The 26,823-nt window shown below is 61.7% G+C and carries 33 protein-coding genes; 27 read left to right on the forward strand and 6 right to left on the reverse strand.

What is annotated here, in order from left to right:
- Positions 1–23: 23 nt before the first annotated feature.
- The 9 genes from BW934_RS01270 to tlp all read left to right on the forward strand — a co-directional run bounded on the left by BW934_RS01270 (position 24) and on the right by tlp (position 8,355).
- A complete protein-coding gene (locus tag BW934_RS01270) occupies positions 24–2,033 on the forward strand; it encodes an FAD-dependent oxidoreductase (protein WP_076344256.1) in 2,010 nt (669 codons plus the stop codon).
- A 17-nt stretch (positions 2,034–2,050) separates the two neighbouring features.
- Positions 2,051–2,830 (forward strand): SDR family NAD(P)-dependent oxidoreductase, encoded by a 780-nt coding sequence (locus BW934_RS01275; RefSeq protein ID WP_076344684.1) that lies wholly within the window; start codon positions 2,051–2,053, stop codon positions 2,828–2,830.
- 33 nt (positions 2,831–2,863) lie between these two features.
- A complete protein-coding gene (acpP, locus tag BW934_RS01280) occupies positions 2,864–3,118 on the forward strand; it encodes an acyl carrier protein (protein ID WP_076344258.1) in 255 nt (84 codons plus the stop codon).
- Between the two features lie 54 nt (positions 3,119–3,172).
- Complete coding sequence (locus tag BW934_RS01285) at positions 3,173–4,831, forward strand: class I adenylate-forming enzyme family protein (RefSeq protein WP_076344260.1); 1,659 nt, start codon at positions 3,173–3,175, stop codon at positions 4,829–4,831.
- Between the two features lie 78 nt (positions 4,832–4,909).
- Complete coding sequence (locus tag BW934_RS01290; RefSeq protein ID WP_076344262.1) at positions 4,910–6,136, forward strand: acyl-CoA dehydrogenase family protein; 1,227 nt, start codon at positions 4,910–4,912, stop codon at positions 6,134–6,136.
- 2 nt (positions 6,137–6,138) lie between these two features.
- Positions 6,139–7,167, forward strand: a complete 1,029-nt coding sequence (locus tag BW934_RS01295; protein WP_076344686.1) for an alcohol dehydrogenase catalytic domain-containing protein — start codon at positions 6,139–6,141, stop codon at positions 7,165–7,167.
- A 35-nt stretch (positions 7,168–7,202) separates the two neighbouring features.
- Positions 7,203–7,790, forward strand: coding sequence for a hypothetical protein (locus BW934_RS01300; protein WP_076344264.1), 588 nt, complete (start codon positions 7,203–7,205; stop codon positions 7,788–7,790).
- Positions 7,791–7,805: 15 nt separating this feature from the next.
- Complete coding sequence (locus BW934_RS01305) at positions 7,806–8,024, forward strand: hypothetical protein (RefSeq protein WP_076344267.1); 219 nt, start codon at positions 7,806–7,808, stop codon at positions 8,022–8,024.
- Positions 8,025–8,121: 97 nt separating this feature from the next.
- Positions 8,122–8,355 (forward strand): small acid-soluble spore protein Tlp, encoded by a 234-nt coding sequence (gene tlp, locus BW934_RS01310; RefSeq protein ID WP_076344269.1) that lies wholly within the window; start codon positions 8,122–8,124, stop codon positions 8,353–8,355.
- A 40-nt stretch (positions 8,356–8,395) separates the two neighbouring features.
- Here the strand turns inward: tlp and proS are convergent, their stop codons facing one another.
- A complete protein-coding gene (gene proS, locus BW934_RS01315; protein ID WP_076344271.1) occupies positions 8,396–9,847 on the reverse strand; it encodes a proline--tRNA ligase in 1,452 nt (483 codons plus the stop codon).
- A 165-nt stretch (positions 9,848–10,012) separates the two neighbouring features.
- Between proS and BW934_RS01320 the strand changes: the two genes are divergently transcribed.
- Positions 10,013–10,462 carry a hypothetical protein gene (locus BW934_RS01320; RefSeq protein ID WP_076344272.1) on the forward strand — a complete coding sequence of 150 codons (450 nt, stop codon included), beginning with the start codon at positions 10,013–10,015 and terminating at the stop codon, positions 10,460–10,462.
- A gap of 72 nt (positions 10,463–10,534) precedes the next feature.
- Here the strand turns inward: BW934_RS01320 and BW934_RS01325 are convergent, their stop codons facing one another.
- Together BW934_RS01325 and BW934_RS01330 are read right to left on the reverse strand one after the other, a co-directional pair.
- Positions 10,535–11,029, reverse strand: a complete 495-nt coding sequence (locus BW934_RS01325) for a helix-turn-helix domain-containing protein (RefSeq protein ID WP_076344274.1) — start codon at positions 11,027–11,029, stop codon at positions 10,535–10,537.
- Between the two features lie 77 nt (positions 11,030–11,106).
- Positions 11,107–11,667 (reverse strand): GNAT family N-acetyltransferase, encoded by a 561-nt coding sequence (locus BW934_RS01330; protein WP_234969452.1) that lies wholly within the window; start codon positions 11,665–11,667, stop codon positions 11,107–11,109.
- Positions 11,668–11,763: 96 nt separating this feature from the next.
- On the opposite strand from BW934_RS01330, the gene BW934_RS01335 reads away from it, so the two are divergent.
- From BW934_RS01335 to BW934_RS01345, 3 genes are all read left to right on the forward strand, one after another.
- Positions 11,764–12,009: a helix-turn-helix domain-containing protein gene (locus BW934_RS01335; protein WP_084182403.1), complete on the forward strand. Its 246-nt coding sequence runs from the start codon at positions 11,764–11,766 to the stop codon at positions 12,007–12,009.
- A gap of 138 nt (positions 12,010–12,147) precedes the next feature.
- Complete coding sequence (locus BW934_RS01340; RefSeq protein ID WP_143232494.1) at positions 12,148–12,558, forward strand: hypothetical protein; 411 nt, start codon at positions 12,148–12,150, stop codon at positions 12,556–12,558.
- A gap of 12 nt (positions 12,559–12,570) precedes the next feature.
- Complete coding sequence (locus BW934_RS01345; protein ID WP_076344282.1) at positions 12,571–12,762, forward strand: hypothetical protein; 192 nt, start codon at positions 12,571–12,573, stop codon at positions 12,760–12,762.
- A gap of 72 nt (positions 12,763–12,834) precedes the next feature.
- Here BW934_RS01345 and BW934_RS01350 read toward each other — a convergent pair whose 3' ends face one another.
- The 3 genes from BW934_RS01350 to BW934_RS01360 all read right to left on the reverse strand — a co-directional run bounded on the left by BW934_RS01350 (position 12,835) and on the right by BW934_RS01360 (position 15,684).
- Positions 12,835–13,308 carry a hemerythrin domain-containing protein gene (locus BW934_RS01350; protein ID WP_076344284.1) on the reverse strand — a complete coding sequence of 158 codons (474 nt, stop codon included), beginning with the start codon at positions 13,306–13,308 and terminating at the stop codon, positions 12,835–12,837.
- A gap of 56 nt (positions 13,309–13,364) precedes the next feature.
- On the reverse strand, positions 13,365–15,107 hold the full coding sequence (locus BW934_RS01355; protein ID WP_076344286.1) for a multicopper oxidase family protein: 1,743 nt from the start codon (positions 15,105–15,107) through the stop codon (positions 13,365–13,367).
- Between the two features lie 103 nt (positions 15,108–15,210).
- On the reverse strand, positions 15,211–15,684 hold the full coding sequence (locus BW934_RS01360) for a DUF2249 domain-containing protein (protein ID WP_076344288.1): 474 nt from the start codon (positions 15,682–15,684) through the stop codon (positions 15,211–15,213).
- 148 nt (positions 15,685–15,832) lie between these two features.
- On the opposite strand from BW934_RS01360, the gene BW934_RS01365 reads away from it, so the two are divergent.
- The 14 genes from BW934_RS01365 to BW934_RS01430 all read left to right on the forward strand — a co-directional run bounded on the left by BW934_RS01365 (position 15,833) and on the right by BW934_RS01430 (position 26,702).
- The gene (locus BW934_RS01365; RefSeq protein WP_076344290.1) at positions 15,833–16,072 is read left to right on the forward strand and encodes an indolepyruvate ferredoxin oxidoreductase subunit alpha; all 240 of its coding nucleotides are present in this window, start codon (positions 15,833–15,835) and stop codon (positions 16,070–16,072) included.
- A gap of 279 nt (positions 16,073–16,351) precedes the next feature.
- Complete coding sequence (locus BW934_RS01370; RefSeq protein ID WP_143232496.1) at positions 16,352–17,443, forward strand: hypothetical protein; 1,092 nt, start codon at positions 16,352–16,354, stop codon at positions 17,441–17,443.
- On the forward strand, positions 17,443–17,742 hold the full coding sequence (locus tag BW934_RS01375; protein WP_076344688.1) for a metal-sulfur cluster assembly factor: 300 nt from the start codon (positions 17,443–17,445) through the stop codon (positions 17,740–17,742). The genes BW934_RS01370 and BW934_RS01375 overlap by 1 nt, the downstream gene beginning before the upstream one ends.
- 34 nt (positions 17,743–17,776) lie before the next feature.
- Positions 17,777–18,310: a sulfocyanin-like copper-binding protein gene (locus BW934_RS01380; protein ID WP_076344294.1), complete on the forward strand. Its 534-nt coding sequence runs from the start codon at positions 17,777–17,779 to the stop codon at positions 18,308–18,310.
- A 227-nt stretch (positions 18,311–18,537) separates the two neighbouring features.
- Entirely contained in the window at positions 18,538–19,473 is a 936-nt protein-coding gene (locus BW934_RS01385; RefSeq protein ID WP_076344296.1) for a cytochrome c oxidase subunit II, read from the forward strand.
- Entirely contained in the window at positions 19,470–21,440 is a 1,971-nt protein-coding gene (locus BW934_RS01390) for a cbb3-type cytochrome c oxidase subunit I (protein ID WP_076344298.1), read from the forward strand. Before BW934_RS01385 ends, BW934_RS01390 begins: the two co-directional genes overlap by 4 nt.
- Before the next feature lie 3 nt (positions 21,441–21,443).
- Positions 21,444–22,079 carry a cytochrome (ubi)quinol oxidase subunit III gene (locus BW934_RS01395; protein ID WP_076344300.1) on the forward strand — a complete coding sequence of 212 codons (636 nt, stop codon included), beginning with the start codon at positions 21,444–21,446 and terminating at the stop codon, positions 22,077–22,079.
- Between the two features lies 1 nt (position 22,080).
- The gene (locus BW934_RS01400) at positions 22,081–22,416 is read left to right on the forward strand and encodes a cytochrome o ubiquinol oxidase subunit IV (RefSeq protein ID WP_234969454.1); all 336 of its coding nucleotides are present in this window, start codon (positions 22,081–22,083) and stop codon (positions 22,414–22,416) included.
- 13 nt (positions 22,417–22,429) lie between these two features.
- Positions 22,430–23,341 carry a heme o synthase gene (gene cyoE, locus BW934_RS01405; RefSeq protein WP_076344302.1) on the forward strand — a complete coding sequence of 304 codons (912 nt, stop codon included), beginning with the start codon at positions 22,430–22,432 and terminating at the stop codon, positions 23,339–23,341.
- A gap of 128 nt (positions 23,342–23,469) precedes the next feature.
- Positions 23,470–23,709 carry a DUF2249 domain-containing protein gene (locus tag BW934_RS01410; RefSeq protein ID WP_076344304.1) on the forward strand — a complete coding sequence of 80 codons (240 nt, stop codon included), beginning with the start codon at positions 23,470–23,472 and terminating at the stop codon, positions 23,707–23,709.
- Positions 23,710–23,871: 162 nt separating this feature from the next.
- Positions 23,872–24,537: a Crp/Fnr family transcriptional regulator gene (locus tag BW934_RS01415; protein ID WP_084182405.1), complete on the forward strand. Its 666-nt coding sequence runs from the start codon at positions 23,872–23,874 to the stop codon at positions 24,535–24,537.
- Between the two features lie 185 nt (positions 24,538–24,722).
- Complete coding sequence (locus tag BW934_RS01420; protein WP_076344308.1) at positions 24,723–25,829, forward strand: hypothetical protein; 1,107 nt, start codon at positions 24,723–24,725, stop codon at positions 25,827–25,829.
- A 71-nt stretch (positions 25,830–25,900) separates the two neighbouring features.
- Entirely contained in the window at positions 25,901–26,203 is a 303-nt protein-coding gene (locus tag BW934_RS01425; RefSeq protein ID WP_076344310.1) for a cupin domain-containing protein, read from the forward strand.
- Between the two features lie 178 nt (positions 26,204–26,381).
- Entirely contained in the window at positions 26,382–26,702 is a 321-nt protein-coding gene (locus BW934_RS01430) for a YerC/YecD family TrpR-related protein (RefSeq protein ID WP_076344312.1), read from the forward strand.
- Positions 26,703–26,823: the final 121 nt, after the last annotated feature.

The raw sequence follows: 26,823 nt of genomic DNA on the forward strand, positions 1-26,823 counted from the left end.
CGTGGCCAGGACGAGGTGACAGCATGACAGAGAAATGGATGAAGCGCCGCTATGCGGCGCTGGCCCAGCCGGGGAAGATTGGTTCGCTGGAGTTGCCGCACCGCATTCTCATGGGCTCGATGCACATGGGCCTCGAACACGACGACGACGAGCAGATGGCGCGCCTCTGCGAGTTTTACCGCGAGCGCGCGCTGGGAGGCGCGGCGCTCATCATCACGGGCGGCGCGTGCATGCTGCCGGAGGGCGGCGGCCACATGTTCGTCTTGACGAATCCGCGCCATGTGGCTCGGCTCGCGGAGCTGCCGAAGGCCGTGCACGAGGTCGGCGGGCGCATTGCGCTCCAGCTCTATCACGCTGGCAGGTATGCGTTTTCGGAGGAGATTGGCCAACAGGCGGTGGCGCCAAGCCCGCTCCCGTCGCGCCTCACGCGCGAGACGCCGCGCGAGATGACGCTCGAGGATATTCGGCGCACCATCGAGGGCTACGCGAACGCGGCGCGGACCGCGAAAGAGATTGGCTTTGACGCCATCGAAATCATGGGTTCGGAGGGCTACCTGCTCAATCAGTTTTTGTCGCCCTTGACGAATCACCGCACGGACGAGTACGGCGGCGACTTTGCTCGGCGCATGCGCCTGCCCATCGAGGTGGTGGAGGCCGTCCGCCAGGCGGTGGGCCCTGCGTATCCCATCATCTTCCGCATGTCCGGGCTCGACTGCATGCCGGGCAGCACCACGCCCGAGGAGACCATCCAGTTCGCACAGGCCCTCGAGAAGGCGGGCGTGGATGCGCTCAACGTCGGCATCGGCTGGCACGAGTCGGCCGTGCCCACCGTGCAGCAGGTCGTCCCGCGCGGCGGGTTTGCCGCGGTGGCCGCGTTCGTGCGCCAGCACGTCACCATCCCGGTCCTCGCCGCCAACCGCCTCAACGTGCCGGAGGTGGCCAATGAGCTCGTGGCGGACGGGTTCCTCGATTTCATCGCTCCGGCCCGCCCGTGGCTCGCGGACGCCGAGTTCGCCAAAAAGATTCTCGAGGGCGATCGCGACGGCCTGAACGTCTGCATCGCGTGCAACCAGTCCTGCCTCGATCACACGCTCGTCAAGCCGTACCGCGTCGTGAGCTGCCTCGTGAATCCGCGGGCGGGTTACGAGGCGCTCGTGCCGCGCCGCAAGGCCTCGGTCAAGCGCCGCGTGGCGGTCGTCGGGGGAGGCCCGGCCGGGCTCGAGGCGGCACGGGCGGCGGCCGAGCGAGGCCACGAGGTCACCCTGTTTGAGCGGGACAAGGAGCTCGGCGGGCAATTCCGCCTCGCCTCGCGCATTCCGGGCAAGGACGAGTTTTTGGAGACGATTCGCTATTATGAGGTCATGCTTGAACGCCTGGGCGTGGCTGTTACAATGCAGACAGAGCCGAGCTTGGATCAGCTCGCCGAGTTTGACGACGTGATCGTCGCGGCGGGCGTCAAGCCGCGCGCCCCGGGGCTTCCTGGGGAGGACCTGCCGCACGTGGTGTCGTACCAGGACCTGCTCATGGGCCGCGTGCAGCCGAAGAAGCGCATCGTCATCCTCGGCGCGGGCGGCATCGGCTGTGACGTCGCCGTCTTTCTCGGCACGAGGCGGCGGATGGCGCCGGAAGCGGAGGCGTACTTCCGCGAACAGGGACTGCCGGTCCCCGAACCCATCGAGCGGAGCATCACCATGCTCGCCCGCAGCGATCGCATCGGGCGGGGCATTGGCCGGAGCACGAAGTGGGTGGTGCGCCAGGAGATGCAGCGGCTCGGCGTGCATGTTGTGCCGAACGTCGTCATGCGCGAAATCACGCCAGAGGGCGTGCGAATCGAGCGCGACGGGCGGGAGGAACTGGTCCCCGCGGATCAGGTGGTGCTCTGCACGGGGCAGGAGTCCCAGGACGTCGGCTGGACGGCGAAGCTCCCGGACCGCGTGCGGGTGCACATCGTCGGCGGCGCCAAAGACAGCCGCGACATCAATGCGGCGCGCGCGATCCGCGAGGCCTGGATGGCGGCAAACGAGATTGAATGAACCAGGAGGCGACGTCGTTGTTGCTGGAAGGAAAGCGGGCATTGATCACCGGATCGAGCCGCGGCATCGGCCGCGCCATCGCCTTGCAGATGGCCAAGCACGGCGCGGACGTGGTGGTCCACTATCGCCGCCAGCCGGAGGAGGCCGAGGCGACGGCGCAGGCCATTCGCGATCTCGGCCGGCGCGCCATGGTCGTCAAGGCGGAGCTCGAGAGCCAGGAGGAGCTGAATCAGGCTTTCGACCAAATTGAAAGCGAGTTTGGCGATCTCGACATTTTCGTCGCCAACGCGGCGGCCTCCGCGTTTAAGCCGATCGAACAGCTCAAGGACTATCACCTCGACCGCACCTACCGCGTGGTGATTCACAGCACCGTGTTTGCGGCGCAGCGCGTCATCCCCATGATGGAGCGGCGCGGCGGCGGGCGGATCATCACGATGTCGAGCATGGGCAGCACCTTCACGCTGCCCAACTACGCGACGCTCGGCACGGCGAAGGCCGCGCTCGAGTCGCTGACGCGCTATCTCGCGCGGGAGGCGGCGCCGAAGAACATCACGGTCAACGCCATCAACCCAGGCGTCGTCGACACCGAGTCGGCCCGCTTCTACGGGGCAGATCACTACGACGCGTATCGCCGCGACGTCGAGCAGCACACGCCGCTCGGCCGGCTTGCGTCGCCCGAGGAGGTGGCGGACGTCGCCGTCTTCCTCGCGAGCGATTTGAGCCGCTTCGTGACGGGCCAGGTCATCTGGGTGGATGGCGGTCTGACGCTCCTCACGGGCGGATTCGAGAGCTTTTAACATTCACCAACCACCAGGCAAAGGAGATGCGACATGGCAACGTTGAGCAGGGAAGATATCGAGGCGCGCGTGCGAAAGGTCGTCGCCAACCAGCTGCAGGTGAGCGAATCTGAGGTCAAGCCGGACAGCCTGTTTGTGGACGATCTCGGCGCGGATTCGCTGGATCTCACGGAGCTCGCCGTGGCGTTCGAGGACGAGTTCGACCTCGAAATCCCCGAGGCCGACTTCGGGCAACTCTCGACCGTCGCGGGCGTCGTCGATTACATCGAGCGCCGCTTGTCCGCGTGACGCCGCGCCACACGGCGCGAGGCGGCGCAAACTCCCCGAAGTGGAGGCGTGGCGATGTTTGACTTTCCGGGCCGCACGCTCTCGGAAGAGCGTGCCAAGCTGTACTTCGACAAGGGGTACTGGACGAACGAGTCGTTTGTCGACGTGTTTTACGAAGACGTGAAGAAGTACCCGCAATTTGTCCATCGCGACGAGGTGCGCGAGGCCACGTACGAGAAGCTGTGGCGCGAGATTGAGTCTGTGGCCGCGCACCTGTACAAGATGGGCGTGCGCAAGGGCGACACGGTCGCGCTCCAGCTGCCGAACGCGCTCGACTACGTGGTGGCCGTGTTCGCGTGCGCCCGCATCGGCGCCATCGGCGTGTCGCTGCAGATTGATCTCGGCCGCCAGGCCATCATCTCCAGCATGCGCACGTCGCGCGCCAAAGTGTGGATCATCGCGGACTACTTCCGCGGCGAGTCGCTGTACGACATGGCGGTGAGCCTGCGGCCGGAGCTGCCGGATCTCACGCACATCGTCGTCCAGGGCGATCCCGAGCGGGCGCCGGAGGGCGCGACGACGTTTGCCAGCCTGCGGGAGGCGGGCGACAAGCTGTCCGAGGCCGAGATCGAAGCCAACAAGCCGGAACCGCTCGACGCTTTCCTCATGGTGTTCACCTCCGGCACCACCGGCTCGCCGAAGGGCGTGGTGCATCTGCACGCCAACTACCTGTGGGCCGCGCGGGCGTACGCGAAAAACTTCGGCTATCAGCCGGAGGAGGCCGTGTTGTGCCTCGCACCCATTTGCCACCAGACCGGCATGCTCGCCGGCGTCATGATGACCGTGGCGAGTGGCGGGCGGATCATGTTGCTCGATCGGTTCTCGGCGAGCCGCGTGATCGAATGGATTGAGAAGTACCGGCCGACCTATCTCGTCGGCGCGCCGCCGCACGTCATCCACGTGGCCAACGCGCCCAACTTGAAGCAGGCCGACACGTCGAGCGTGAAGCTGTTTATCTACGCCGGTGCACCGGTGCCGAAGGCCGTGCTGGAGCAGCTGCAGCGCGACAGCGGCATTAAGGTCGGCTGTATGTTTGGCTGGTCGGAAGGGTTCCTCGCCACCGCCACGCGCCCGGACGATCCCTTGGAGGCGCTCTCGTCCACCGTCGGGTTTGTCATCCCGGGCACGGAGGTGCGCTTGGTGGACGAGGATGGCCACGACGTGAAGCCGGGCGAACCCGGTGAAATGTGGGCCCGCGGGCCAAACTTCAGCGCCGGCTACTATCACAATCCGGAGGCGGCGCACCGGCAGTGGGACGCGGAGGGCTGGTTCCACTCGGGCGACATTCTTCGCCAGGATGAGAACGGGCGTTACATCTTCATCGCGCGCGCGGACGACATCATCAACCGCGGCGGCACGAAGATCGATCCGAAGACGGTGGAGGACGCCATCTCGAAGCACGAGGCTGTGCAAAACGTGGCGGTGGTCGGCGCGCCTGATCCGACGCTCGGCCAGCAGACCGTGGCGTGCGTCATCCTGAAGGAAGGCGCCAAGCCCTTCACGCTGCGCGAGCTGCGCGACTTCCTCGCGGAGCAGGGGCTCGCGAAGTTCCAGTTCCCAGACAGGCTGGAGTTCATGTCGGAGTTTCCTCAGACGCACTCCGGAAAAATCAAGAAGAAGGATCTGCGCGAGCGGTTTCGGCTCGAGGCCGAGGGCCAGGGACAACACGCGTGAGAGGTGGGGCGCCCGTCGGACTGCGCGGGTGCCCCACTCGGTTCGTTGAAGACGGATTGCGCTTGAGGAGGATCGTGCATGGACATCTTGAACCCGTCGGCGCGGGACGCCATCGCGCCGTCGTTCCCTTCATATGACGCCGATCTCGTCGCGCGCGCGAACGAGATCCGCAACCGCGTCATTCAGTTTCGCGAGGAGGAAGGCGCCGAGTGGGGCGCGCAAATTGAGCGCGACGGGCGCATTCCCGAGGCGCTCTGGGCGCGCATCCGGGAGCTTGGCTTCCACAAGCTCACGCAGCCGCGCTTTGTCGGCGGCGAAGGCCTGCCGCTTGGCCTCTACTTCCCCATCCTCGAAGAAGTCGCGCACATGCATGGCACCATCCGCATGATGGTGCACGCGTACAACAGCATCTGGCGCACGGTCGGGCAGGGCACGCGCGAGCAGCAGGAGTACTGGCTCAAGAAGCTGGTCGACGAGGGCGCGCTCGTCGCGTTCGCGCTCACGGAGCCGGACAACGGCACCGGCATCGATCTCCGCACCATCGCGACCTACGAGAACGGCAAGTTCGTGCTGAACGGGCGCAAGCACCTCATCACGTTCGCCGAAGAGGCGGCCGTGATCGCCGTCATCGCCAAGATGGAAGGCGGGGCCGGCCGCTCGGGACTGACGGCCTTCCTCGTGCCACAGGGGCGCAAGGGCATGAAGCTCACGCCTATGCCGCACATGATGGGCGACAAGGGCTGTTCGCACGCCGTGATCGACTTCGACAACTGTGAAGTGGGCGAGGACGAGGTGCTCGGCGAGATCGGCGAAGGCTTTGGCGTCGCCGTCCGCGGGTTTCTGGATCAGAGCCGGGCGTGCATCGCCCAGAGCGCCGTGGGGCTGGCGCAGGAAGCTTTGGACCGGGCGCTCGATCACGTCAGGCGCCGCACGACCTTCGGCAAGGCGCTGGCGAGCCGGCAAGCGGTGCAGATGCGGCTCGCGGAAATGCAAATCGCGATTCAAGGCGCGCGGCTGCTCTGCCTCGACGCGGCGTACAAGTACGATCAAGGGCGCGACATCGCGCTTGAGGCCTCCATCGCCAAGGCAAACGCCATCCGCATGGTGGGCGAGGTGACCGACGGGGCGCTCTCGCTGTACGGCGGGATCGGCTACGCGGTCACGAGCCCTGTGGAGCGGCTGTACCGCGACGCGCGCTCGCTCTGGTTCGAGGAGGGCACCCTCGAGATGCAGAAGATGACCATCGCGGAGGCCCTTTTGGCCGAGGCGCGTCGGCGCGAGCGCGCCCAGAAGAGGGCCGAGTGACCATGCGGGCGCTCGTGTTTGACCCGGAAGCGGGCCTGCGCGTCGCGGACGTCCCACAGCCACAGCCTGCGCCCGGCGAAATCCTCGTCCGCGTCGAGGCGTGCGGCATCTGCGGAAGCGATCGCCAGCTCGTCCGCGGCGAGGGTGCGCCGCTTGGGACGTCGTATCCGGTCGTGCTGGGCCATGAAATCGCGGGCCGCGTCGCGGCGCTCGGCGAAGGCGTATCGGGCTTCGCGCCCGGCGAGGCGGTGGTCGTCCATCCGTTTGTGCCGTGCGGCCAGTGCGCGGCGTGCGCGCGAGGCGAGGAGCATCTGTGCCCGCACCAGGGCGTCTTGGGCTTCACGCGGCCCGGCGGCGACGCGGAGTATGTGGCGGTGCCGGCGGCAAATGTCATTCGCCGCCCGGACGGGATCGATCCGGCTGAAGCGGCCATCCTCGTCGACGCGTATGCGACGCCGTATCGAGCGCTGGTGTCGGCCGGCCTTCAGGGCGAGGAAGCCGTGCTCGTCATCGGGACAGGCGGCTTGGGCCTTGCCGCGATTCAAATTGCCAAGGCGCTTGGGGCTCCTCAGGTGGCCGTGCTGAGCCGCCGCGAGGACGCGGGTGCGCTCGCGCTTGTCTCCGGCGCGGACGAGTTCGTGACGCTCGCGGACGATCCGCGTCAGGCCGCGAGGAAGTTGCGCCGCATGGCCAAGGGCGGGGTGGGGCTCGCGCTGGACACGTCCGGGTTTGCGGACGGGATCGCCTTTGCCCTGGACGTTCTGCGCCCAGGCGGCAAGCTCGTGACCGTCGCCATGCCGGCTGCAGACCTCCCCGTGCCGTTCGCCAAGCTCGCGCGAAGGGGCATCGCGATCCAAGGCAGTTTCGGATCTCGGCGCGGCGACGTCGAGGCGCTCCTCGAGATGGCGGCGGATGGGCGGGTGCAGCCGGACGTCGTGGCAGGGCGCAGGCTGGCGCTCGAAGAGGCGGTGGATGCCATCTTGCATCCGTTTTTCGGGCGCGACGTCGTCGTCTTCGAAACGTCGAACTGATGTCCTGTGCTTCCCCACAGGCAGGAGGGAATGGCATGACCGTGGATGTCGCGCATGAGCTCTTGACGAAGGGGTGTGCCAGCCTGTACCGCGACGTCGCGCTGTGCCTGTCGGAGCGAGCCATGGACCTGCCCGTGCGCCAAGGCGCTTCCATGGAGGACCTCCACCATTGGCTTCGACGCCTGGCCGAAGCAGAAGAGGCGCCCATCCAGCTCTCCGGCGTGAGATACGCCCTGTTGCAGGCCTTCCGGCGCTTCAAGCCCGTGCTCGATCCCGGCGAGCGCCACGCCTGGCTAGACTTCATTCTGCGCGATCCGACCAAGGCGCGCGCGAGGGCGTACGAGCTTTTGCTCGCGCATCCCGAGCCCGCGCTCCTCACGTCCTATTATTGGCGGCACGATCCATGGCGAATCGCGTGGTTCGAGCACGAGGGCGAGTGGTGGCAGATGGTTTGGCACCCGGCGACGGCGGATTGCGCGTTTCGGACGCGATCGGAGGTCCTTGCAAACGCAAGGCGCGACGGCCAGCGCTACGATCCGCACTGGCTGCACGAGGAGCGGCTTGCCGTCCAGTTTGAGAACGGCGACGTAATCTATTATCCTTGGCTCGCGGAGGTTGAATGAAGGGAGCGCGGTCCCATGCCCAGTCGTCCGGACGCCAAGGTCCGCAGGTACTTGTATGCCATCGGCGTGCTTGGCGCGCTCATCGTGATTGCGAGCACGGCGTTTTACAAGACGCACTCGGCGCTGTGGTTCATCGGGTACGTCGTCGGTTTCATCTGCATGTTGATGGCTGCCATGGCGGGATACGCCGCGTATGAAGAGCGCGCGTCGAAGCAGCGCGACGACTCGAAGTGAGGATGAAGTCCCGCGTATTTCCAGGTGATTTCGCTCATGCGTCCGCTTCTCGTCGAGCAGATTAGCGGTTGTGAATCTGTCGAGGGAGGGATGGCGCGTGGCGAATCCGGACAACCGCGCGGATAATGTCGAACGCCTGCAGGAAGCCATTCACAACACGATGGACAATCTGCATGAGGCGGAGGACTTTCTCGCTGCCCACGCGGACGAGATGCACTCGAGGGATGTGCAAAACCTAGTGGCGAAGAACGACCGCCGGCGCAGGGCCATCGAGGGGTTCCGCGAGGAAATCCGGGATGAGGCGCATGACGCCCGGAAACGCCTGCACTGACACGAGGAGCTGCCGCATTGGCGCGGCAGCTCCTCGTCTTTCAGTACGACTTGGCGAACCAGACCGCATGCTTGGCGGGCTTGCCGCACGTGACGCAGGTCGCCGGGCGGGCCGGCGGATCAAACGGGATGCAGCGGCTCGTGGCCGTGCAGGCGTCTTTCACCGCTCGTTCGCACGCGTCATCGCCGCACCAGCCCGCGAGGACGAAGCCGCGCTTGGTCTGAATGATCTCCACGAGCTCGTCGAGCGTCTCGGCGACGTGCGAGTTCTCCTCGAGCCGACGCTTGGCCGCCGCGAACATATCCCGTTGAATGTCCGCGAGAAGCGACTGAACGCGCTCCAGAACGCCATCGAGCGGCACGGTGATTTTTTCGCCGGTGTCGCGGCGGGCCAGGACGGCCTGAGACGCCTCGAGGTCGCGCGGGCCGAGTTCGAGGCGGATGGGCACGCCGCGGAGCTCGTACTCGTTGAACTTCCAACCGGGACTCACGTCGTCGCGATCGTCGAGATGAACGCGAACGTGTGCCTGTTGCAGCGCGCTCGCGAGTTCGCGCGCTTTGGCGACGACGGCCTCGCGCGCCTTGGCAGGACCAATCGGCACCACGACGACCTGTGTCGGCGCGAGCTTGGGCGGGAGGACGAGGCCGCGATCGTCCCCGTGGACCATGACGATGGCGCCGAGAATGCGCGTGGACATGCCCCACGACGTGGTGTACACGTACTTGAGCTGGTTATCGCGATCCAAGTACTGGATCTCGAAGCTCCGGGCGAAATTTTGACCCAGGTAGTGACTCGTGGCGGTCTGCAGCGCGCGGCCGTCCTTCATCAGCGACTCAATGGTGAAGGTGTCCACGGCGCCTGCGAACTTCTCGCTCGGGGTCTTCTGGCCGCGAATGACCGGAATGGCGAGGAACGACTCGACGAAATCGGCGTAAATGCCGAGCATGCGCATGGTCTCCTCGCGCGCCTCCTCTTCGGTCGCGTGCGCCGTGTGACCTTCCTGCCACAGAAACTCGCTGGTGCGCAAAAACGGCAGCGTCCGCTTCTCCCACCGGACGACGTTTGCCCATTGGTTCAGCAAAAGCGGCAGATCTCGGTACGACTGAATCCACTGCGCGTACATGTGCCCGAACATCGTCTCCGATGTCGGCCTGACCGCAAGGCGCTCCTCGAGGATGTCTCCACCTGCCTCCGTCACCCACGGCAATTCCGGGTTGAACCCTTCCACATGTTCCTTTTCCTTTTCAAAAAAGCTCTCCGGGATGAAGAGCGGGAAGTACGCATTTCTGTGTCCCGTGCGCTTGAATTCGCGATCCAGCTCTTGCTGGCAGCGCTCCCAAATCTCATACGCCTCCGGACGAATGACGATGCAGCCGCGCACTGGCGCGTAGTCCATCCATTCGGCCTTTTGGAGGACATCGATGTACCAGCGGGAAAAGTCCTCCGATTGCGGGGTAATCTCCTTCACAAACTGCTTGTCCTGTTTTGCCATACCGGGCCTCCTACGCACTGTCCTCGGTGCCATGTTACGAAGCCAGGGCGGCGCAGTCAACTCGAGCGCTTTGTTCATGAAACGAACTCGCACAATGCATTCTACAAACAGGGAAAGAATGTCCTCGGACCAGCGGCTGCCATCAAAAGAAGGATGGTGATCTCGATGAGGATGACGAAAAAGCGATGGGCAGCTCTCTCGATCTCGGCCGCATTCTGCGCCGCAGCGTTCTCCGCCTGGCAGGTGGAAAAGGCCTTGATCAAGGCACACGAGTTCCAGGTGGCAGAGCGCGTCGTCGGTCCCCTGGAACGGTTGATGGCTGAAGACACGTCGTCGACTGATGCGTCAAACGCTGCCGGCAAGTCTCCCCTTTCCACCCTCGACAGAAAGACGTTGGAAGATCTCCGCCATCAGGTGCTCGACATGAGGACCTTGAGCAGCCACGGCACGAGGGTTCAGGAAGACCTCCTGAAGGTGGTGGACATGGAAGACGCGTTTGCAGACCAACATCTCATCGACATGGTGCGCGCCCTGTTCAGCATCAGAGGAACCTTGAAAGATTTGAACGATCATCTCTACATCGAGACCGGAAGAAGTTTGGACTTGTCCGAGTAGCGCGTCGTCTGGGCTTGTGAAAACGACAGCGACTGCCGTCCTTGGGGCGTCAAGCTCCAAGTCGACGACACTCTAATCTTCTTCTTCCGCGCCCTCCCTGGCGCTTGCCGCCCGGCGCTCGCCTTCGCTCGTCCGCGCTGGTGGTTCCGAAATGGTTGAACCTGGCGGGGACTCGGCGGATGGTGCATCGACCTGGCGGGCCTCGTAGGCCTGTTCCCGCTCGCGCAAGAGCGCTGCAATCACCTCGAGCAGCCGCGCCGGATGGGAGAGCGCGTCCGCCTCCGCCAGGCGCCGTGCCATCTCCACGTAGGAAGTCGGGGGCCCTTCGAGCCCCCGGGAAGCCGCGGGCTGCGCGACGGCCTTCTTTCCCTCGTCCTCGACCAATGAATCCATGGGGACGCCATAGACTCTCGCGAGACGCGCAACAATGTGGAACGACGGATTGCGGCGCGTCTCGTTCTCGATGGCGCTCAGGTGACTGACAGAAATTCTGGCAGCGGCCGCGACCTGTGCCAGGGTCAACCCGCGCTCCTCCCGCAGCCGGCGGAGGCGCTGTCCAAGGCTCATGGGCCAAGCTCCCTTCCGCAACGTCCACAGATGTGGGACCTTTACACAAATGTAGACAATTCCGCGCGACAGGTCAATTACGTGGGCGATGAAAGACTTTGCAGCTGTACGACGTAAAGGCGCGTCGGTTGTCCGGCAGCAAAGGATCGCCGCCTGAGATAGAGGCGCCAAGGGCCGGCGGTGGACTCGTCGTACACGGACGCTTCGGGAAACACCTTGAGAAATGCGCCAGCCGCGCGATGGTTGCCGAAAGGAATGCAGGCGACCAGCCACCGCGCCCCGAAGCGCAAAGCTTCTTCGGCCGCCCATCGCTTGAGAAGCCCGTTGACGTGGGTCCCGCGGTGGTTCGGTGCGACGTAGGTGCCCACTTCCCAGGCGCGGCCGAGCGATGGTTCTTGCACCGAGGCGGGCGTCAAGCTTGCATATCCCGCGGGCTCCCCGGCCTGCACGGCGATCGCGACGGCCGTGTCCCCGAGCCAGGCGCCCATCTGCCAGGATTGCACGAGGGATTGCCACGCGCGAGGGGCGCGAGCGTCGAAGGGCCAGTCGGGATCGCCATGAAACCGCTCGTAAAGACCGTCTAGCGCCTCCCAGTCGTTCATCAAGAGTTGACAGGCCTCGCGCGCACGCCGTTGCACCGATTTCTCCTTCTTCCATCGTAAAATCCCACTACCGCCCAGACACAAATTCTGATATGATTTTCTCAATCGTAGAAATGTAACGGAGTGGTTCACGTGGCGGAACTTGCCCAACGCTTACGATACTATCGCAAGTTGCGCGGTTTGTCAGTACGCGAATTGGCGGAGCGAGCTGGCGTGAGCGTGAGCTACATCTATGCCATCGAGTCTGGGGCGCGTGGATCGAACGCCGCAAAGCTAGGGCTGATTGCGGAGGCGCTCGGCCTGAGCCTGAGCGACTTGTGGGGAGACGCGCGCACGCAGTCGGCCGATGGGCCGCGCCACGGCAGTGACGAACCTTGACGGAGGGGCCCTGCGCGTCTCTCACCGCCTCGGGTCGCGTTCGCCAACGGTCAGCACGACCCTGTCACACCTGAGACTCGCGCGGCGAGCATCCCCGCTCCCAGGACCTTGCCGCCCCCGCGCCGGAGAACGGAAGGATTGAGGGCCCCACGCGGCGAAATGCCATCTCAGGTGGCCGGATCGCGGCGTTCCGTGCATGAGGGGGAATCAACAGATGAATCGTCTGCGCTCGAGGTGGACGACTTTTCCACATCGCAGGTCGAGCTCGACGGAGACGCGTATGAGGCTGCCGATATGCGAGCGAATCATGGTGTCCTGAACGTCAACACGTCCCTTCCTGTCGTGCGCGTTCAAGCTTCGGGAGATACACTCGGTGTAGGGCAGGGAGAGACCATCGGTCTTCTTCAGATATCGCCTTCGGTGGAAAGTTTCTATCTGGACAACTTCGGGGCGATTCATTTTCTTGTGAACAGCTCGCCCATTCCGGTGTCCGCCCAGGGAACCGGTGCGGTCTCGGCCGCGATGGGGGCTGTGACCACCTCGCCATAAGGGAAATGGGGGATGTGTGTGGAGACCGAGGCGGAACGCGGGTATCAGGACGCAATTCGACATGTGACAAGGGCGCTTGAGCATAGAAGACATAAACTAGAAGAGAGCGAACCGGACGAATTTGAGGGCGGGGCCGAAGAACAGCGGGCTCGGATGGACGAGATCGATCACCTGCTCGAAATCGTTCGTTCGCTCAAGCGCTGAGTGATGGGCGTGATGCGCGATGGGGCGGGGGAGGGGCCCATCCCCATCGCCGCGGGCAGGTGAATGGGCGTATCAGCTTGGGTTTTGCTGTTCAGCGCCTCCAGCGTAGGGCGAGGAAGCCCGGTGTTCCTCGAAAAAGGGCGCGAGACGAGCAAGGTCAGGTTCCTGCAGCGTATCCTCGATCAACGGGAACACGGTCTGTTCTTCGAGTTGCACGTGCGCCCTGAGCAAGGCGCCGAGTTCTTCAAACACGCTCTCGTCGCCGTCCTCGAGCGCTCGGCTCACGAGGCTCCGGATCTTGACGTGTTCGACGAGCATCTGGACGATTTCAGGTCGCTCAAGACTCCCGTACTTCGCATAGGCAGGCAGGAGGATTTCCTCTTCCTCTCGAAAATGCGCCTGTCCGCCGTTCTCCCAAAAGTGGCGAAGTTCCGCTGCGAGCGCGCTCGCGGGTTGCTCGCGGCGGACAAGGTGCATGGCCACCACGAGCGCGTAGTGGTGGTGGCGCGTGAGCGGTTGTAGAGATTCGTGACGTCGTCTGCGCATGTTCGGCCCTCCTTTTGTGGACGCCCCTTCGGGCTCGTCGTGTTCCACTTTGTCGGTCACTCCGACATCTCGCTCATCGGGTAGGGATCGCGGATGCCCGCGTACTGGACCATGACGTCCATACCGGCCGCGGCGTGTTCGAGATCGTGACAGTGAAACATCCATAAACCCGGGTTGTCGGCGCGAAACGCGATGTCGTAGCTCTCGCCGGGGAACACGTCCAAGGTGTCCAGGAAGATGGGGCTTCCGGAGACAGGTTTCCCATCGCGCGTCAGCACTTGAAAGTCGTGTCCGTGCAGATGCATCGGGTGAATGTAGGGGCTGTCGTTCACGATGTGGACCAGGACGGCGTCGCCCTTTCGCACGACGATGGGCGGGATGTTCGGAAAGACCTTGCCGTTGATGGCGTACACCATGCCGTTCATCGACATGCCGACGGTGAGCTTCATGTTGTAGCGTACCTGATACGCCTGATGCAGGCGGAACACGGCTTCGCCGGGCAGCCTGCCGCTGCCATAGTGTGTAAAGTCGAACCACGGCGCTCGTTCAAGGCTCGCTGCATCCGTCTCCTTGAATTGTGACCAGGCGTCGGGCAGACCGATGGCGGCGCGAAGCTCGCGCTGTGCAGTCGTGTCGGGATCGGCGCACACAAGGAATGCGGCCCCGGACTTTGGCACGCGAAATTCGATGTCGTATCGCTCTGCAGCGCCGACGGGAAGCAAGACGCCGCGGATCCAACCGGGGTTGGCAATGTCGTGGCCGTCGAGCGCCACGACGCGAAACGGTGCGCCGACCAGCGTGAACAGGTGTGTCATGTTGCCGCTGTTCACGATGCGAAGCCGAACGAGCTGTCCCGGCTTGGCTGGCAAGAGCGTTGTACCGCTCGCGTTCTGATTCACCGTGAAGGCGTCATACATGCCCGCCATTTCGTCAAGCGCAGCCCAATCGTTTGCGGTCGGCGAAAAACCGTTCAGTTGAAGCGGGGGGCCAGGCAACACGTGCGCGATGTCGCTCGCGCTATTTCCTCCCTGACCCGTGCCGTCCGCCGCGCCCATCATGCCCATGCCGTTCATGTCCCCGTTTTGTTGCATGCCCATGCCGCCCATGCCTGCGGATTCGCCTTTCGCTGAGAATCCCAAGTTCCCAGCCTTGAGGTTCGCCATCATCGTCTGCGCGGTGGATGCGGTCGGCCACTCGTGCAGGACGAGCGTGTAGTCGCGATCGGCCGGATGGACCGCCCGTTTGGGCAGAACGACGAAGGCGCCGTACAACCCGAGGCCCACCTCTTCAAAGCTCGCCTCGTGCGAGTGGTACCAGTACGTTCCGGGCTGGTTAACCTGAAACTCGTACGTGTAGCTCCCGCCAGGCGGAATTGGGTTTTGCGTGACACCAGGGACGCCGTCTTCCGCGCCGGGCACCGCGATGCCGTGCCAGTGAATGGTCAGAGGGACGGAGAGGCGGTTGTGCACCGTGACCTTCACGACGTCGCCTTGATGGGCCACAAGCAACGGCCCTGGCGCGGTGCCGTTGAACGTCATGGCTTGCAGGGCATGGCCGCCGACGGTCAGTGTGCGGGATTCCGCCGTCAGCGTGTAGTGGTCGATCCGCGCGTTTTTCGGAACGACGGGCTGAAGCGCGCTGATGGGCGTATAGGCGCCCTGAGGCCCGGGCACGTTCGCGAGAGGGGCGTTGGGATTCAGGTTTGCTTCTCGCACACTGCGAAGTGCGAACACGCTGCTGACACCAGCCACCACTGCCGTCGTGCCAAGGGCGATTGCCCATTTTGCCGCGCGTCGCATGGCTTGCCTCCTCTCATTCACTCGCCTGTCCAATCTATCGTGGGCCATCATACTCCCGGGCAACGGGCGAATCAACGCGTACGAGACGTGCGAAGCCGGGCGATCACGTCAAATTCGAGGATTTGTAAAGCTTCACCCGCACTCCATCGTCGTGTTCGACAATCTCGTAGGTCATTGCGCGCGCTTCCACTTCCGGGAGCAGGAAAACGGGGACGCGATCGTTCCAAATCTCGAGACCCATCGTGCCCGCTACGAACCGCGGTTCCGCGTCTAACAGGGCGAGCGTGCGGAGCATGGGTTGTGGGGGCTCAAGGCCGCGATTGTCGAGATACCAATAGGGCAAGGGCCTCTTCTCCCGGGAAAATTGCGTGACCACGTGCTTTTCGGCCAAGGTTCGAACGGCGTGAGAAAAACCCTGGTTCGCGAGCAACCGAATCAGTGGCGTGGGTTCGAAGGTGGCGTGAAGTTCGAAGACGTCCTCGGGGCTTAGCTCTTCCATCGTCGACATGATGACGTGGAACGGTTCACCTTTGTTGACGAGAATCTCACGAACGTCCAGAACGGCTATCTTCCGCACAGGTATCTCCTCCAGACTCGGTCCTCATCAAACATCCAGTTCCATTTTGCGACGCGACGCAGGCAGTCGCTGTGATCCAACGCACGTTCCAACTGCGTCGGCGGGCTTATGATGCTCTTTGACGAAATAGCCCGAGGAGGAATGAAGGATGACCTATGTCATCACGTCGCCGTGCATAGGGGAAAAGGCGGCCGACTGCGTGGAGGTCTGTCCAGTTGACGCCATTCACGACGGTGGTCCAACCTACCTCATCGACCCAGAGCGATGCATTGATTGTGGCGCGTGTGAACCCGTTTGCCCGGTATCTGCCATTTTTCACGAGGCGGACGTACCAGAAGACGAAAGACACTGGATAGAGATAAATCGCGCGTTTTTTCAAGGTGGATGACACCAAGGTTGCGGCTGTAGGAAAGGGGGAATCGTTATGGGGTATCGGAAGCCTGGCAAGACAGACGTTTCGTCTCAAGGGCCATTTGTTGCGCCCTCGTTCAATCAAAGTGAGCAGGCGCTGCCAGTCACCTTGCCGCTTCGGTATATGGCCTTGGGTCTGTGTGCATTTTTGTTATTTGCGTGCGTTCTTGCCTGGCAGGTGACTCGCGGTGTGCTCTTTGCACCTGAAGCTCCGTCGGGCGTTGCACTCACACATCTCCTGACCTTAGGAGCGCTCATGTCCTTCGTCATGGGGGCCGTGTATCAGCTCTCGACCGTCGCCTTTCTTATGCGAATCGTCGCGGTCAGGCTGGCGCATGTGTTGTTTTACTCCTACCTGCTCGGTCTCGCAGGTCTCATCGGAAGCTTTTCCGTATGGTGGCCTCCTGGCATTGGTGTCTTCGGGGTGTGGACAGCAGTCGTCCTGTACGGCTTCTGCGGCAACATGCTTGTTTCCCTCTTTCGGACGAAAGCGCGCGGAGCGATGTGGCGATTCGTCTTCCTGGCTCACGTTCACCTTGCACTGGCATTGACGGCAGCAGTCGCTCTGGCGCTTGGCGATGCACATGTTTGGCGGGCTGTCGCAGCGTATCAGGCCCAAATTCTTGCAACTCACATCTTGTTGGCTGCCGGTGGTTTCTTCGGATTCTTGATTTTCGGATTCAGTTATAAACTGATACCCATGTTCACGCTGGCGCACGGATACGACGCGCGCCGCGAAAGATGGGCCTTTTGGCTATCGCTCACCGCGCTATGGTCCCTTGTGGCGTACATTTGGTTTCCTCTGTTTGCGCTCAAGCTGGTTTCTTCCTGCTTCACGGTGTTTGCGTTCCTGGCTCACCTTCTGGCAGTCCGCGCTATCTTGAGAAGGCGCGTCCGCAAGCGCGTTGAAGCGCCCATCCGCGGGGTCCTTATGGCTTGTGCACTCGGTGTTTTGTGGGCATGCGCTCTTGCTGTGCGCGCACCCTTTTTCGGGGATTCTGCAACGTGGCGCGTGCTCGTGCCATTCGGCATCATGGGTTTTGTATCACTGAATGTCGTCTCACTGACCTACAAAATCGTCCCGTTTCTCGTTTGGACGTGGCAATTCGCGGGGGGACACCGGCAGGGTTCTCACGTGCTCATTTCTCATCTTCTCGATCCGGCTTCGGCTCGCATCGTAATCGGCCTGAACGCGTTCGGCGTAGCGTTGGTCACACTAGGCGTGTGGATGGGCTCAGGATGGATGTGTGATCTTGGAGCTTGGGCCCTGGCTGTGAGCCTCGGAATCTTCGGCGTTCACATGTCGTCAGTCTTTATTCGCGCATTGAAGAAGGAGGAAGTCTCATGATTGATATGCAAGAGGTTGAGGCAAATCTCCGAGAGGTCTGCGACCCTGAGCTTGGCCTGAACGTGGTCGATCTCGGCTTAATCTATCGCATGGAGGAACCCGAGGAAGGCAAGCTCGTCATCGAGATGACCATGACGACGCCCGGGTGCCCTGCGCATGACAGTTTGGCGGCAGCGGTCGAGTGGGCCGCCGCTAGGGCGTTTGGAGTGGCCGACATCGAAGTGCGGGTCGTGTGGAATCCGCCGTGGACCCCGGAGCGTATATCGCCAGAGGCGCGTCGCGTGTTAGGATGGACATAAGAAGTCATGTTTCTAGGAGGAGCGAGTGGTTCGGATGCGCAAGCGGTTGGGACTTGTTCTGAGTATGGTGACATCTGTGTTGGTTGGATGTGGCGCTTCACATCCGTCTCCATTGAACCAAGACAAATCTTTGTTGACGTGGAACGCTGCTAAACACGAGGTGCGGTGGAAAGTGGTCGCCGGCGACGGACGCGCAAACGGCGGTATGAACTTCGATGGCTATGCCAATGGCAGTATGACACTGGTCGTGCCGATTGGGTGGCGCGTCGTGATCGACTTTGACAATGCCAGTTTGATGCCGCACAGCGCGATGGTGGTGCCTTACGGAGATCGCGAACGCTCCAACTTCGACGCAACGATGGTTGCGTTTCCAGGCGCAGAAACGCCCAATCCGTCACAGGGAGACCCTCAAGGGACGCATCGGGATGTCATCTTCACTGCTGCGAAGGTGGGAACGTATGCCCTCGTCTGCGGGGTCCCGGGTCACGCGCTGGCGGGAATGTGGGATCAGCTTGTGGTGTCCGATGAAGCGAAACACCCGTCCCTTCGCGTGCAACGCGACTCATGACGGACCAGATTCGTATCCATCCTTTCGTTCTCGCTTTCCACGACTTGTTTCTCCTCCGGTCGGTTATCCAGCACATGTTCTCCGAGCAATTTTCCTCACATTTTATTCACACGTTTGAACATTCCATGGACGATACGGTTCTCTCCCTTGCGATGTGATCGAACGCACAGATGTCCCCTCCTCTCCAACTTACCGTGAAAAGCAGGACCGGAGGGGGAGTGAATGGCGTGAAACTTGTAAGTCGAGGGTGGCGCGCGAGCTTGCTTGCGTTGACTCCCATGGCGCTTGCGGGCTGCGGGCAGAACGTCTTGGTGTTGCATCCGGCTGGCCCTGCAGCAAGGGAAATCGAGCGCCTGATCATCTTGTCGGTGATTCTGCTCTTAGTGGTCATCGTGCCGGTGTTGGCGCTGACGACGTACATCGTGTGGAAATACCGAGACCGACCAGAAAATCGCGCTCCCTACGCGCCACAGTGGACAGACAGTCGGACGTTGGAATGGATCTGGTGGGGCATTCCGGTGGTCATCGTGGGCGTGCTCGGTGCCTACACAGCGAAAACGACGTTCGCGCTGACGCGGCCTCCGCAGTCGAACAGCAATGTCGTCACCGTGGACGTCGTGTCACTGGACTGGAAATGGTTGTTTCTCTATCCAGACGAGCGCGTGGCAACAGTGAACTACTGCGTGATCCCAACGGGGGTTCCGGTTCAGTTTGTGCTGACGTCCGACGCGCCCATCAACTCGTTCTGGGTGCCCCAACTGGCGGGCCAAGAGTATACGATGCCCGGCATGGCGCTGAGGCTATGGGTCCAGGCGGATGCTCCGGGCAATTACTACGGCCACGGCGCGAATTTTACGGGCCAGGGATTTGCGGATATGTCGTTCACCGTGCAGGCCCGCCCCGAATCAGCCTTTCAATCATGGGCGCAGGGGCTTAAGGAGCACGCTCCAGCGCTCACGGCTGCGGGTTATCAACTGCTCAAGAAACCAGGCGTAACGGGTCGATGGTCTTACGGCGGCTTTCCCGAGGGACTGTTTGATCAAGTGGTATGGCAGGATGGCGGACAGTACATGTCCAGCATGTGGGGAATGCCAACGATGGGAAGCATCTACGGCCAGTCGGGATCCAATCTGGCCTCGCTTGGCGGAGGTGACGGTCGATGATTGCAGGCTTTCTGCAATTTGCAAATCACTACTTGATGTGGAACGAAGGCCCGCTGATCTGGATCTCTGATGCACTCATCGCGTTGACCGTCGTGGGTATTGTCGCGACTTTGACGTACACCAAGCGGTGGGGATGGTTGTGGAGAGAGTGGATCACCACCACGGACCACAAGCGCATCGGAATCATGTACCTCGTCTGCGCACTGCTGATGTTGTTCCGTGGCGGGGTCGACGCGCTCTTGATGCGCACACAACTCGCCTTTCCGGGTGAGCATTTTCTGAACGCCGAGCACTACGATCAGATTTTCACCACGCACGGCACCATCATGATTTTGTTCATGGCCATGCCGTTCATCTTTGCGCTCTTCAACATCGTCGTGCCCTTACAAATTGGAGCGCGAGACGTCGCATTTCCGTATCTCAACGCCATCAGCTTTTGGCTGTTCTTCTTCGGCGCCCTACTCTTTAACATCTCGTTCGTGTTTGGTGGCTCTCCCGATGCGGGCTGGGTGAGCTATCCACCGCTGACCGAGCTCGGATATGACCCGGGGCCCGGAGAAAACTATTATCTCGTGGCTATCAATTTGTCTGGAATTGGAACAATTGCCACTGGGATCAACTTTCTTGTCACCATCTTGCGCATGCGTGCCCCGGGCATGACGTGGAATCGCGTGCCCTTGTTCACGTGGTCCGTACTCGCAGCGTGTATCGTCATCCTGGCCGCGTTTCCGGCATTGACCGTCGCGCTCGCGCTGTTGCTCTTGGACCGGATCGCCGGCACACACTTTTTTACCATCTTGCACGGCGGGAACCCCATGATGTTCATCAACCTCTTCTGGGTCTGGGGCCATCCGGAGGTGTACATCGTCATTCTGCCGGCGTTCGGCGTCTATTCCGAGGTCGTGGCGACATTTTCGCGGAAAGGGATCTTCGGCTACAAGTCGATGGTCGCATCCCTTTTGCTCATCAGCGTGATCAGTTATCTGGTGTGGGCGCACCACTTTTTCACGATGGGCGCCGGGGCAGATGTCAACACCTTCTTCGCCATCGCTTCGATGTGTGTGGGCATACCAACGGGTGTAAAGATTTTCAATTGGCTGTTCACGATGTATCGCGGCCGCATCCGGTTGACGTTGCCCATGCTGTGGACGCTTGCGTTCATTCCCAACTTCGTGACAGGAGGGGCGACGGGCATTCTACTCGCTGCGGCGCCGGAGGACTACCAGTATCACAACAGCTACTTCCTGATCGCGCACTTCCACCAGACGCTCATCGGCGGCGTCGTGTACGGCATGCTCGCCGGCATGTATTACTGGTGGCCGAAGATGTTCGGGTTCAAGCTCGACGAGAAAAGCGGCAAAATCGCGTTTTGGCTCTGGAACATTGGATTTTATGTGTGCTTCATGCCCCAGTACGCCCTCGGGCTCATGGGGATGCAGCGTCGCATGTATACCTATCCCGCCAACATGGGCTGGAACACGTTGAACCTCGTGTCCACCATCGGCGCGTACCTGATGGGGCTCGCTTTTCTCGTGATCGTATGGCAAATCGTGTACAGCATTCGCCACGGCGAGCGCGACGTTACGGGCGACCCGTGGGATGGACGAACGCTTGAGTGGTCTCTGCCCTCTCCGGTGCCAGAGTACAACTTTGCCGTCATCCCGACGATCACGGCCCGCGACATGTGGTGGGCGGCGAAATACGAGGGACAAATGGAGCACGTGCGGCCGAGCGCCGAAGACATTCGCGATATCCACGTGCCCAAGCATACGGCGCGCCCGTTTGCGATGGGGTTGTCCTTCTTCATTGCAGGATTCGGTCTCGTGTTTGGATGGTATGTGTTGACTGCGATAGGCTTTGCAAGCGTCCTCTGCTGTCTGCTCCTTCGCGCACTGGAGGAAGACGACGAGACGGTCATCGCCGCGGATGCCATCCGTGAGCACGAAGCGACATTGGGGAGGGTGTGACGTATGGCAACCAGTGTACATGCCATGGAGGAGCCTCGGGACGGCGGGAGGAGGGCGCTTGCGCTCGAGTACACGCACGACGAGGACCGCGCGCGAATTCTGGGATTCTGGGTGTTTCTCGCGACCGACATGATTCTCTTCGGATGTCTGTTTGCCACGTACCTGGTGCTGCGCACGCATACGGACGGCGGGCCCACGCCAGCGACGTTATTTGACATGAAGGGATTCGGAGCTGAAACGTTGGCACTGCTGACCTCGAGCTTCACCGGCGGGCTTGCCACGCTGTCCATGCGGGATGGCCGTCCAAAGGCGGTCGCGCTCTGGATGTCGGTTACAATCGCCTTGGGTCTTACCTTTCTCGGTATCGAGGCGAGCGAGTTTGCACACGACGCCTTCATCGGGGCCGTCTGGCAGCGGAGCGCCTTTCTCTCGTCCTTCTTCACCTTAGTCGGCACGCATGGCTGTCACGTGACATTTGGCGTCCTATGGATGCTCGTGACGCTCTACCAAGTACTTCGGCGCGGATTGACGCCGCGCATTGCGCGAAAGGTGTTCGTTGTCAATCTGTATTGGCACTTCCTCGATGTCGTCTGGATTTTGATTTTCACGGTGGTTTATCTCACGGGGATGGTGATGTGACATGTCCAAGGCGTCCATGTCTCTCCCAGACAAGCGACACGATAGAGATGGCGGTGGGAAGTATCAGTACTTCACCGGCTACGTCCTCTCGCTCGTCCTGACGGCCATTGCGTTCGCGCTTGTTGCATTCCATGCGCTACCCGCACCGGTGCTGCTTGTGCTTCTTATGGTGCTCGCGGCGATACAGGTGCTGGTGCAGCTGTTCCTGTTCATGCACGTGACGGAAGGAGACGGCAGTCGCGTAAAGGGGCTAGCCATCGGACTAGGCCTGTTTTTCACCCTCGCCATTGCGCTCGGATCGGTCTGGATTATGTCGTTCAACAGCCAGGTTCAGTAAGGAGGCCGCTGCCATGCTCACGGCAAATGGTCAAGAGACGGTTCGTCCGAATGAAAGGACCTGCTATCCCAGCCTCCGGGCGCTCTGGGAACTTGGCAAGCCTCGCATCAACGCGCTCCTGCTCTTCAGCGCATTTTGCGCCATGGTTGCCGCTCGTCATGGGTTGCCTCCGCTGCGGCCGGCACTGGTTGGCCTCTTGGGGCTCGGCCTCGCATGCGCAGGAGCCGCAATGGTGAACATGTGGTTCGATCGCGACATCGACCGCCTCATGGACCGCACCCGAGATAGACCATTGCCCCAAGGCCAAGTGGCGCCGAGCACCGCCCTCGTGACAGGACTGATCTTGGGCCTCTCTGGCTTCGCGGTGCTCGACATCGCAGTCGGGGGATTGGCCGCGTGGCTCACGGTCGCCGGATACCTCTATTACGCCGGGATCTACACGATGTGGTTGAAGCGCCGCACGCCTCAGAACATCGTCATCGGAGGTGGCTCAGGCGCCATTCCGCCGCTCGTCGGTTGGGCTGCGGTGACGGGGCACTTGGCGCCGCTCGCATGGCTTTTGTTTCTCATCGTCTTTCTCTGGACGCCAAGCCATTTTTGGGGCCTTGCTCTGTATCGGTCGAAGGACTATCGTCGCGCTTCCGTGCCCATGATGCCTGTCGTGCGAGGCGCCAAGACAACCATTGCTCAGATGTTGTTTTACGCGTTGGCTCTTGCAGGCGTCGATCTCGCCGTCTCCCATTTCGTGCTTCACCCAGAGCTCTACCTCGCGGTAGCGGGCTTACTGAACGCGTGGTTCGTCGCAGTCCACATCAGGTTGGCCCTATCGCGCAGCGAGATCACCGCTTGGGCGAAGCGTACGTTTCTCGCTTCGCTGGTTTACTTACCTGTTGCGCTCCTTGGTGTTGCCGTGGCAAACGTCTGAGCGGGCTCTGCAACCCGAGCGAACTCGGTGTGATATGTATCACGCCGCGCATGCGCCAGTTGTCGTAGATTCATCGTAGGCCACGCGCCGTTGCGAGGTCAGCGTGGCAGTTTCGAGGAGGGATTCACGTGTCCGAGTTTGCGTATGTCGTGCGCGCGCCGGAGTATCCGCCGCAAATGAAGCACCGCGTGATTTTTCAGACCTTCGACAAACTGGAGCCGGGTCAGGCCATGCTGCTCGTGAACGATCACGATCCCGTCCCACTCTTCTATCAATTTCAACATGAGCGGGAGGGTCAGTTCACCTGGGAGTACCTTGAACGCGGACCCGAAGTGTTTCAAGTGAAAATCGGGAAGGCGAAGGTCTGACGGACACCGCGCGCAGGACACTCCTGCGTGCGGTGCTGTTTCGTTCAACAATTGGGCAGACCTTCTGCTCGAGTCCTCTCGATTTCGGATGGAAATGGATCGTATGCTTAGAGCGAACACAGCGGCAAGAACGGCGTGAACCCGATGACGGGGGGATATCCTGTGAGTGTGAGTCAGGATCTGAAGGAGTTTTCGCTTTTTCGCGACCTGACACCGGAGGAACTGGCGCGCGTGGCGGAACTCGCCGTTTTGCGTCAATATCGCCGTGGAGAAACCATCTTCATTGAGGGCACGCCGCGGGAGGCTGTGTACTTCCTGTTGCGCGGACTCATCAAAGTTGTGAAGGTGGACGAGGAAGGGCGTGAGCACATCGTCGCCGTGCTCGGCAAGGGGCAGATGTTTCCGCACGTGGGTTTCTTTCAAGACTTGCCCTATCCAGGCACGGCGAGCGCCATGGAGCCGACCTCGGTGTACGCGATTTCCACGCGCTCGTTCGATGCCCTCCTGCGTCGGCATCCTCCCATCGCCCTGAAGCTCCTTCGGGTCTTGGCGGACCGGATTGTGCAGCTCCAAGCGAAGCTTCAGGAGCTTGCCGTGTACGATTCGCGCGAGCGCGTCGTGGCCTTTCTTCGTCACTTCGCCGAGGAGCAAGGCCGCGCCGGGCCCGAGGGCGTACACGTCCATCTGCCGATTACGCACGCCGAGATCGCACAAATGGTCGGTTTGCGTCGCGAATCGGTCAATCGGATTTGGAACCAATTGCGCCGGGAAGGCGTTATCGAAGGGGAGCGGGACACATGGGTCATCCATCTGGATCGGCTCCAGTGACGACGCCTGCACCGTCCGAAGACGAACGATCCTGCGTAGGGCCACTGCCTATGGCCTTTTTTGCGTCTGCGCTGGTCAACTTTTCCGTGGGTTCGACGCTTGGTTTTTGGATGGCCTCAAGAACTTCTGCTTGGGCCGTCCTGTCTCGTTTGCATGCCGAAATCAATCCATGGGGATGGCTTACAATGGCCATCTTTGGCATGACGTACGCAGTCTTGGCCATCGCGGCGGAACTGCGCCTCTATCCACGCGCAGCGGGATGGGTGCACCTTGTCATTGCGGAGCTCGGCATTGTCCTCCTCGTGGCCGGTTCAGCGATGAGCAACATGCTGCTCACGCGCGTAGGTGCAGTCGCACAAGCCGCGTCCCCCGTTCTGTTCCTTGCGAACATCCTTCTCGCCGTGCGTGCGAAGCGCAAGGGCCGCGTCCAGCCACCAGTCATTCCTGAACACCTGCGCTATCTTGGGCGACGAGCGGACTGCCAGCGTACGGACAGGGTAGCGCGGCGGGGGACGGATCTGAGTGGCCTTCTGCTCATGATCAGCGCAATCTGGGGATGCTGGGGCATCTGGTCGGACGGCGACAGTTCTCCTGGTGCCAATGCGTTGTTCTACAATGGCTGGCTCGTCGGAACCGTAGTTTCGGTTTCGCTGCACTTGTATCCTCGGTTGCTGAGCGGCGTACGTTTGTCCGCTTGGCCGATTGTTTTGTTTCAAATCATCTGGCTCCCCGCAACGGTCGCCTTATCGGTGGGCACAGCATTCCACATCAACATGCTTGCGGGCGTGGGGCGGGATGTGTTGGGCGCTGGCCTTGTCGGGGTGGCCGTTGTGTTCGAGGCCGCACTCGTTAGGCGTTCCCCTGGCAGATGCGGGACGGGGAGCGTCGAAAGTTCATCTGTTACCCGTGTGGCATGGATCCTCGGCTATGTGTTCGCGGGTGTCGCCGGGGGATGGATGATTGCCGGGCGGGAAAGCGATGCGCTTCCGGTGCTTCACGCGCTGTTTCTTGGGTGGATGACGACTCTGGTGTACGGGACATCCTACGCCGTCATGCCCGTGCTCTTTGGCATCAAGATTCGTTCGACGACGTTGTCTATCGCCCAGATGTCGATGTCGGCCATCGGTACGGCGCTTATGATGTGGGGATTCGCCGATCTTGACACGATGGTTGGACGTATCCTGCTGGCGACGGGCGGAGGCCTGGCTTGGTTCGCCTTCGCCTGGTACCTCGTGCGCATCGGATGGAGCGGGATTCACATCCTGAGGCGAATGAGCACGCGAGCCGCCTGACACACGCGCTTGTTGACCGATGGTGGTGTGGCGACACATTTAGGGCGTTTGCGCCGACGGGAGGTTGAAACATGAAAATCCAAGAAGGCGGAACCGAGCGATTGCGTGCCTTGTTCACATGCGGTGCACACCGAGTGACCCAGTTGACGCTGAGGGCGGGAGAAGGACTTCCCGAACACCGCTCTCCACACCATTTGTTTCTCTGCGTGTGGTCCGGCGAGCTGGAGTGGATCGTTGGCGACGAGCGTGTACGTTTATCAAGGGGGGAATGCACAAGCCTTGCTCCAGGTCGACCGCATGCCGTCTCGGCGATCGAAAACTCCACGGCGCTGCTGGTCCTGTTTGCAGATGGTTCGGATGTGGACAAGTCGTAGCGACGCGCTTCCTGTACCGCATGTCCATCGCGTTCCGCGCACGCGGCACAAGGATTTCGCGGCAAGCCAAGTTGACCAGTCCGCATGTTAGCTCATCCGATCGCGTCCACGCCTGGTCACGCGCGCGCCATTTTGCTACACTGTCTTTGGTACGTCACAGCAGTGAAGGATGAAGCCTATGGCGCTCGAGAGGCTGAATGAATCTGAGGTGCGCGAACTGTTCCGCGCAATTTTGGCGCTTCAGGACGAGGACGAGTGCTACCGGTTCTTTGAGGATCTGTGCACCGTGGGAGAAGTCGAGTCTCTGGCTCAGCGATTTGCGGTGGCGCGCATGCTGCGCGAAGGCGCCACGTACCACGCGATTGAAGAGGCGACAGGCGCGAGCACGGCGACCATTAGCCGCGTGAAGCGTTGTTTGCACTACGGGGCAGACGGATATCGCATGATTTTGGAGCGTTTGTATGGCAAGCCGCCTCACGGTGAGACGGAAATGGCGTAGACGTTTGTGTACGCCCTTGCATAACTGCGCGCACATGGTGCAAACTGGTCATAGCGGGCGATGGTGCTGCGGCAGACATCCGCGTAGGCGCGGAAGTTTGTCGCAGTTTGTTCATTTGACA

This window comes from Alicyclobacillus vulcanalis, assembly GCF_900156755.1.
Taxonomy (GTDB): Bacteria; Bacillota; Bacilli; order Alicyclobacillales; family Alicyclobacillaceae; genus Alicyclobacillus; species Alicyclobacillus vulcanalis.

What these genes read in the sequence shown, in the direction of transcription:
- BW934_RS01285 (WP_076344260.1), top strand. Translation starts at nt 3,173, where the DNA reads ATGTTTGACTTTCCGGGCCGCACGCTCTCGGAAGAGCGTGCCAAGCTG.
- proS (WP_076344271.1), bottom strand. Translation starts at nt 9,847, where the DNA reads ATGGCAAAACAGGACAAGCAGTTTGTGAAGGAGATTACCCCGCAATCG.
- BW934_RS01430 (WP_076344312.1), top strand. Translation starts at nt 26,382, where the DNA reads ATGGCGCTCGAGAGGCTGAATGAATCTGAGGTGCGCGAACTGTTCCGC.
- BW934_RS01270 (WP_076344256.1), top strand. Translation starts at nt 24, where the DNA reads ATGACAGAGAAATGGATGAAGCGCCGCTATGCGGCGCTGGCCCAGCCG.
- BW934_RS01425 (WP_076344310.1), top strand. Translation starts at nt 25,901, where the DNA reads ATGAAAATCCAAGAAGGCGGAACCGAGCGATTGCGTGCCTTGTTCACA.
- BW934_RS01290 (WP_076344262.1), top strand. Translation starts at nt 4,910, where the DNA reads ATGGACATCTTGAACCCGTCGGCGCGGGACGCCATCGCGCCGTCGTTC.
- acpP (WP_076344258.1), top strand. Translation starts at nt 2,864, where the DNA reads ATGGCAACGTTGAGCAGGGAAGATATCGAGGCGCGCGTGCGAAAGGTC.
- cyoE (WP_076344302.1), top strand. Translation starts at nt 22,430, where the DNA reads ATGCTCACGGCAAATGGTCAAGAGACGGTTCGTCCGAATGAAAGGACC.
- BW934_RS01300 (WP_076344264.1), top strand. Translation starts at nt 7,203, where the DNA reads ATGACCGTGGATGTCGCGCATGAGCTCTTGACGAAGGGGTGTGCCAGC.
- BW934_RS01395 (WP_076344300.1), top strand. Translation starts at nt 21,444, where the DNA reads ATGGCAACCAGTGTACATGCCATGGAGGAGCCTCGGGACGGCGGGAGG.
- BW934_RS01350 (WP_076344284.1), bottom strand. Translation starts at nt 13,308, where the DNA reads ATGCGCAGACGACGTCACGAATCTCTACAACCGCTCACGCGCCACCAC.
- BW934_RS01355 (WP_076344286.1), bottom strand. Translation starts at nt 15,107, where the DNA reads ATGCGACGCGCGGCAAAATGGGCAATCGCCCTTGGCACGACGGCAGTG.
- BW934_RS01390 (WP_076344298.1), top strand. Translation starts at nt 19,470, where the DNA reads ATGATTGCAGGCTTTCTGCAATTTGCAAATCACTACTTGATGTGGAAC.
- BW934_RS01370 (WP_143232496.1), top strand. Translation starts at nt 16,352, where the DNA reads ATGTCCTTCGTCATGGGGGCCGTGTATCAGCTCTCGACCGTCGCCTTT.
- BW934_RS01380 (WP_076344294.1), top strand. Translation starts at nt 17,777, where the DNA reads ATGCGCAAGCGGTTGGGACTTGTTCTGAGTATGGTGACATCTGTGTTG.
- BW934_RS01305 (WP_076344267.1), top strand. Translation starts at nt 7,806, where the DNA reads ATGCCCAGTCGTCCGGACGCCAAGGTCCGCAGGTACTTGTATGCCATC.
- BW934_RS01345 (WP_076344282.1), top strand. Translation starts at nt 12,571, where the DNA reads ATGTGTGTGGAGACCGAGGCGGAACGCGGGTATCAGGACGCAATTCGA.
- BW934_RS01400 (WP_234969454.1), top strand. Translation starts at nt 22,081, where the DNA reads ATGTCCAAGGCGTCCATGTCTCTCCCAGACAAGCGACACGATAGAGAT.
- BW934_RS01295 (WP_076344686.1), top strand. Translation starts at nt 6,139, where the DNA reads ATGCGGGCGCTCGTGTTTGACCCGGAAGCGGGCCTGCGCGTCGCGGAC.
- BW934_RS01365 (WP_076344290.1), top strand. Translation starts at nt 15,833, where the DNA reads ATGACCTATGTCATCACGTCGCCGTGCATAGGGGAAAAGGCGGCCGAC.
- BW934_RS01325 (WP_076344274.1), bottom strand. Translation starts at nt 11,029, where the DNA reads ATGAGCCTTGGACAGCGCCTCCGCCGGCTGCGGGAGGAGCGCGGGTTG.
- BW934_RS01420 (WP_076344308.1), top strand. Translation starts at nt 24,723, where the DNA reads ATGGCCATCTTTGGCATGACGTACGCAGTCTTGGCCATCGCGGCGGAA.
- BW934_RS01320 (WP_076344272.1), top strand. Translation starts at nt 10,013, where the DNA reads ATGAGGATGACGAAAAAGCGATGGGCAGCTCTCTCGATCTCGGCCGCA.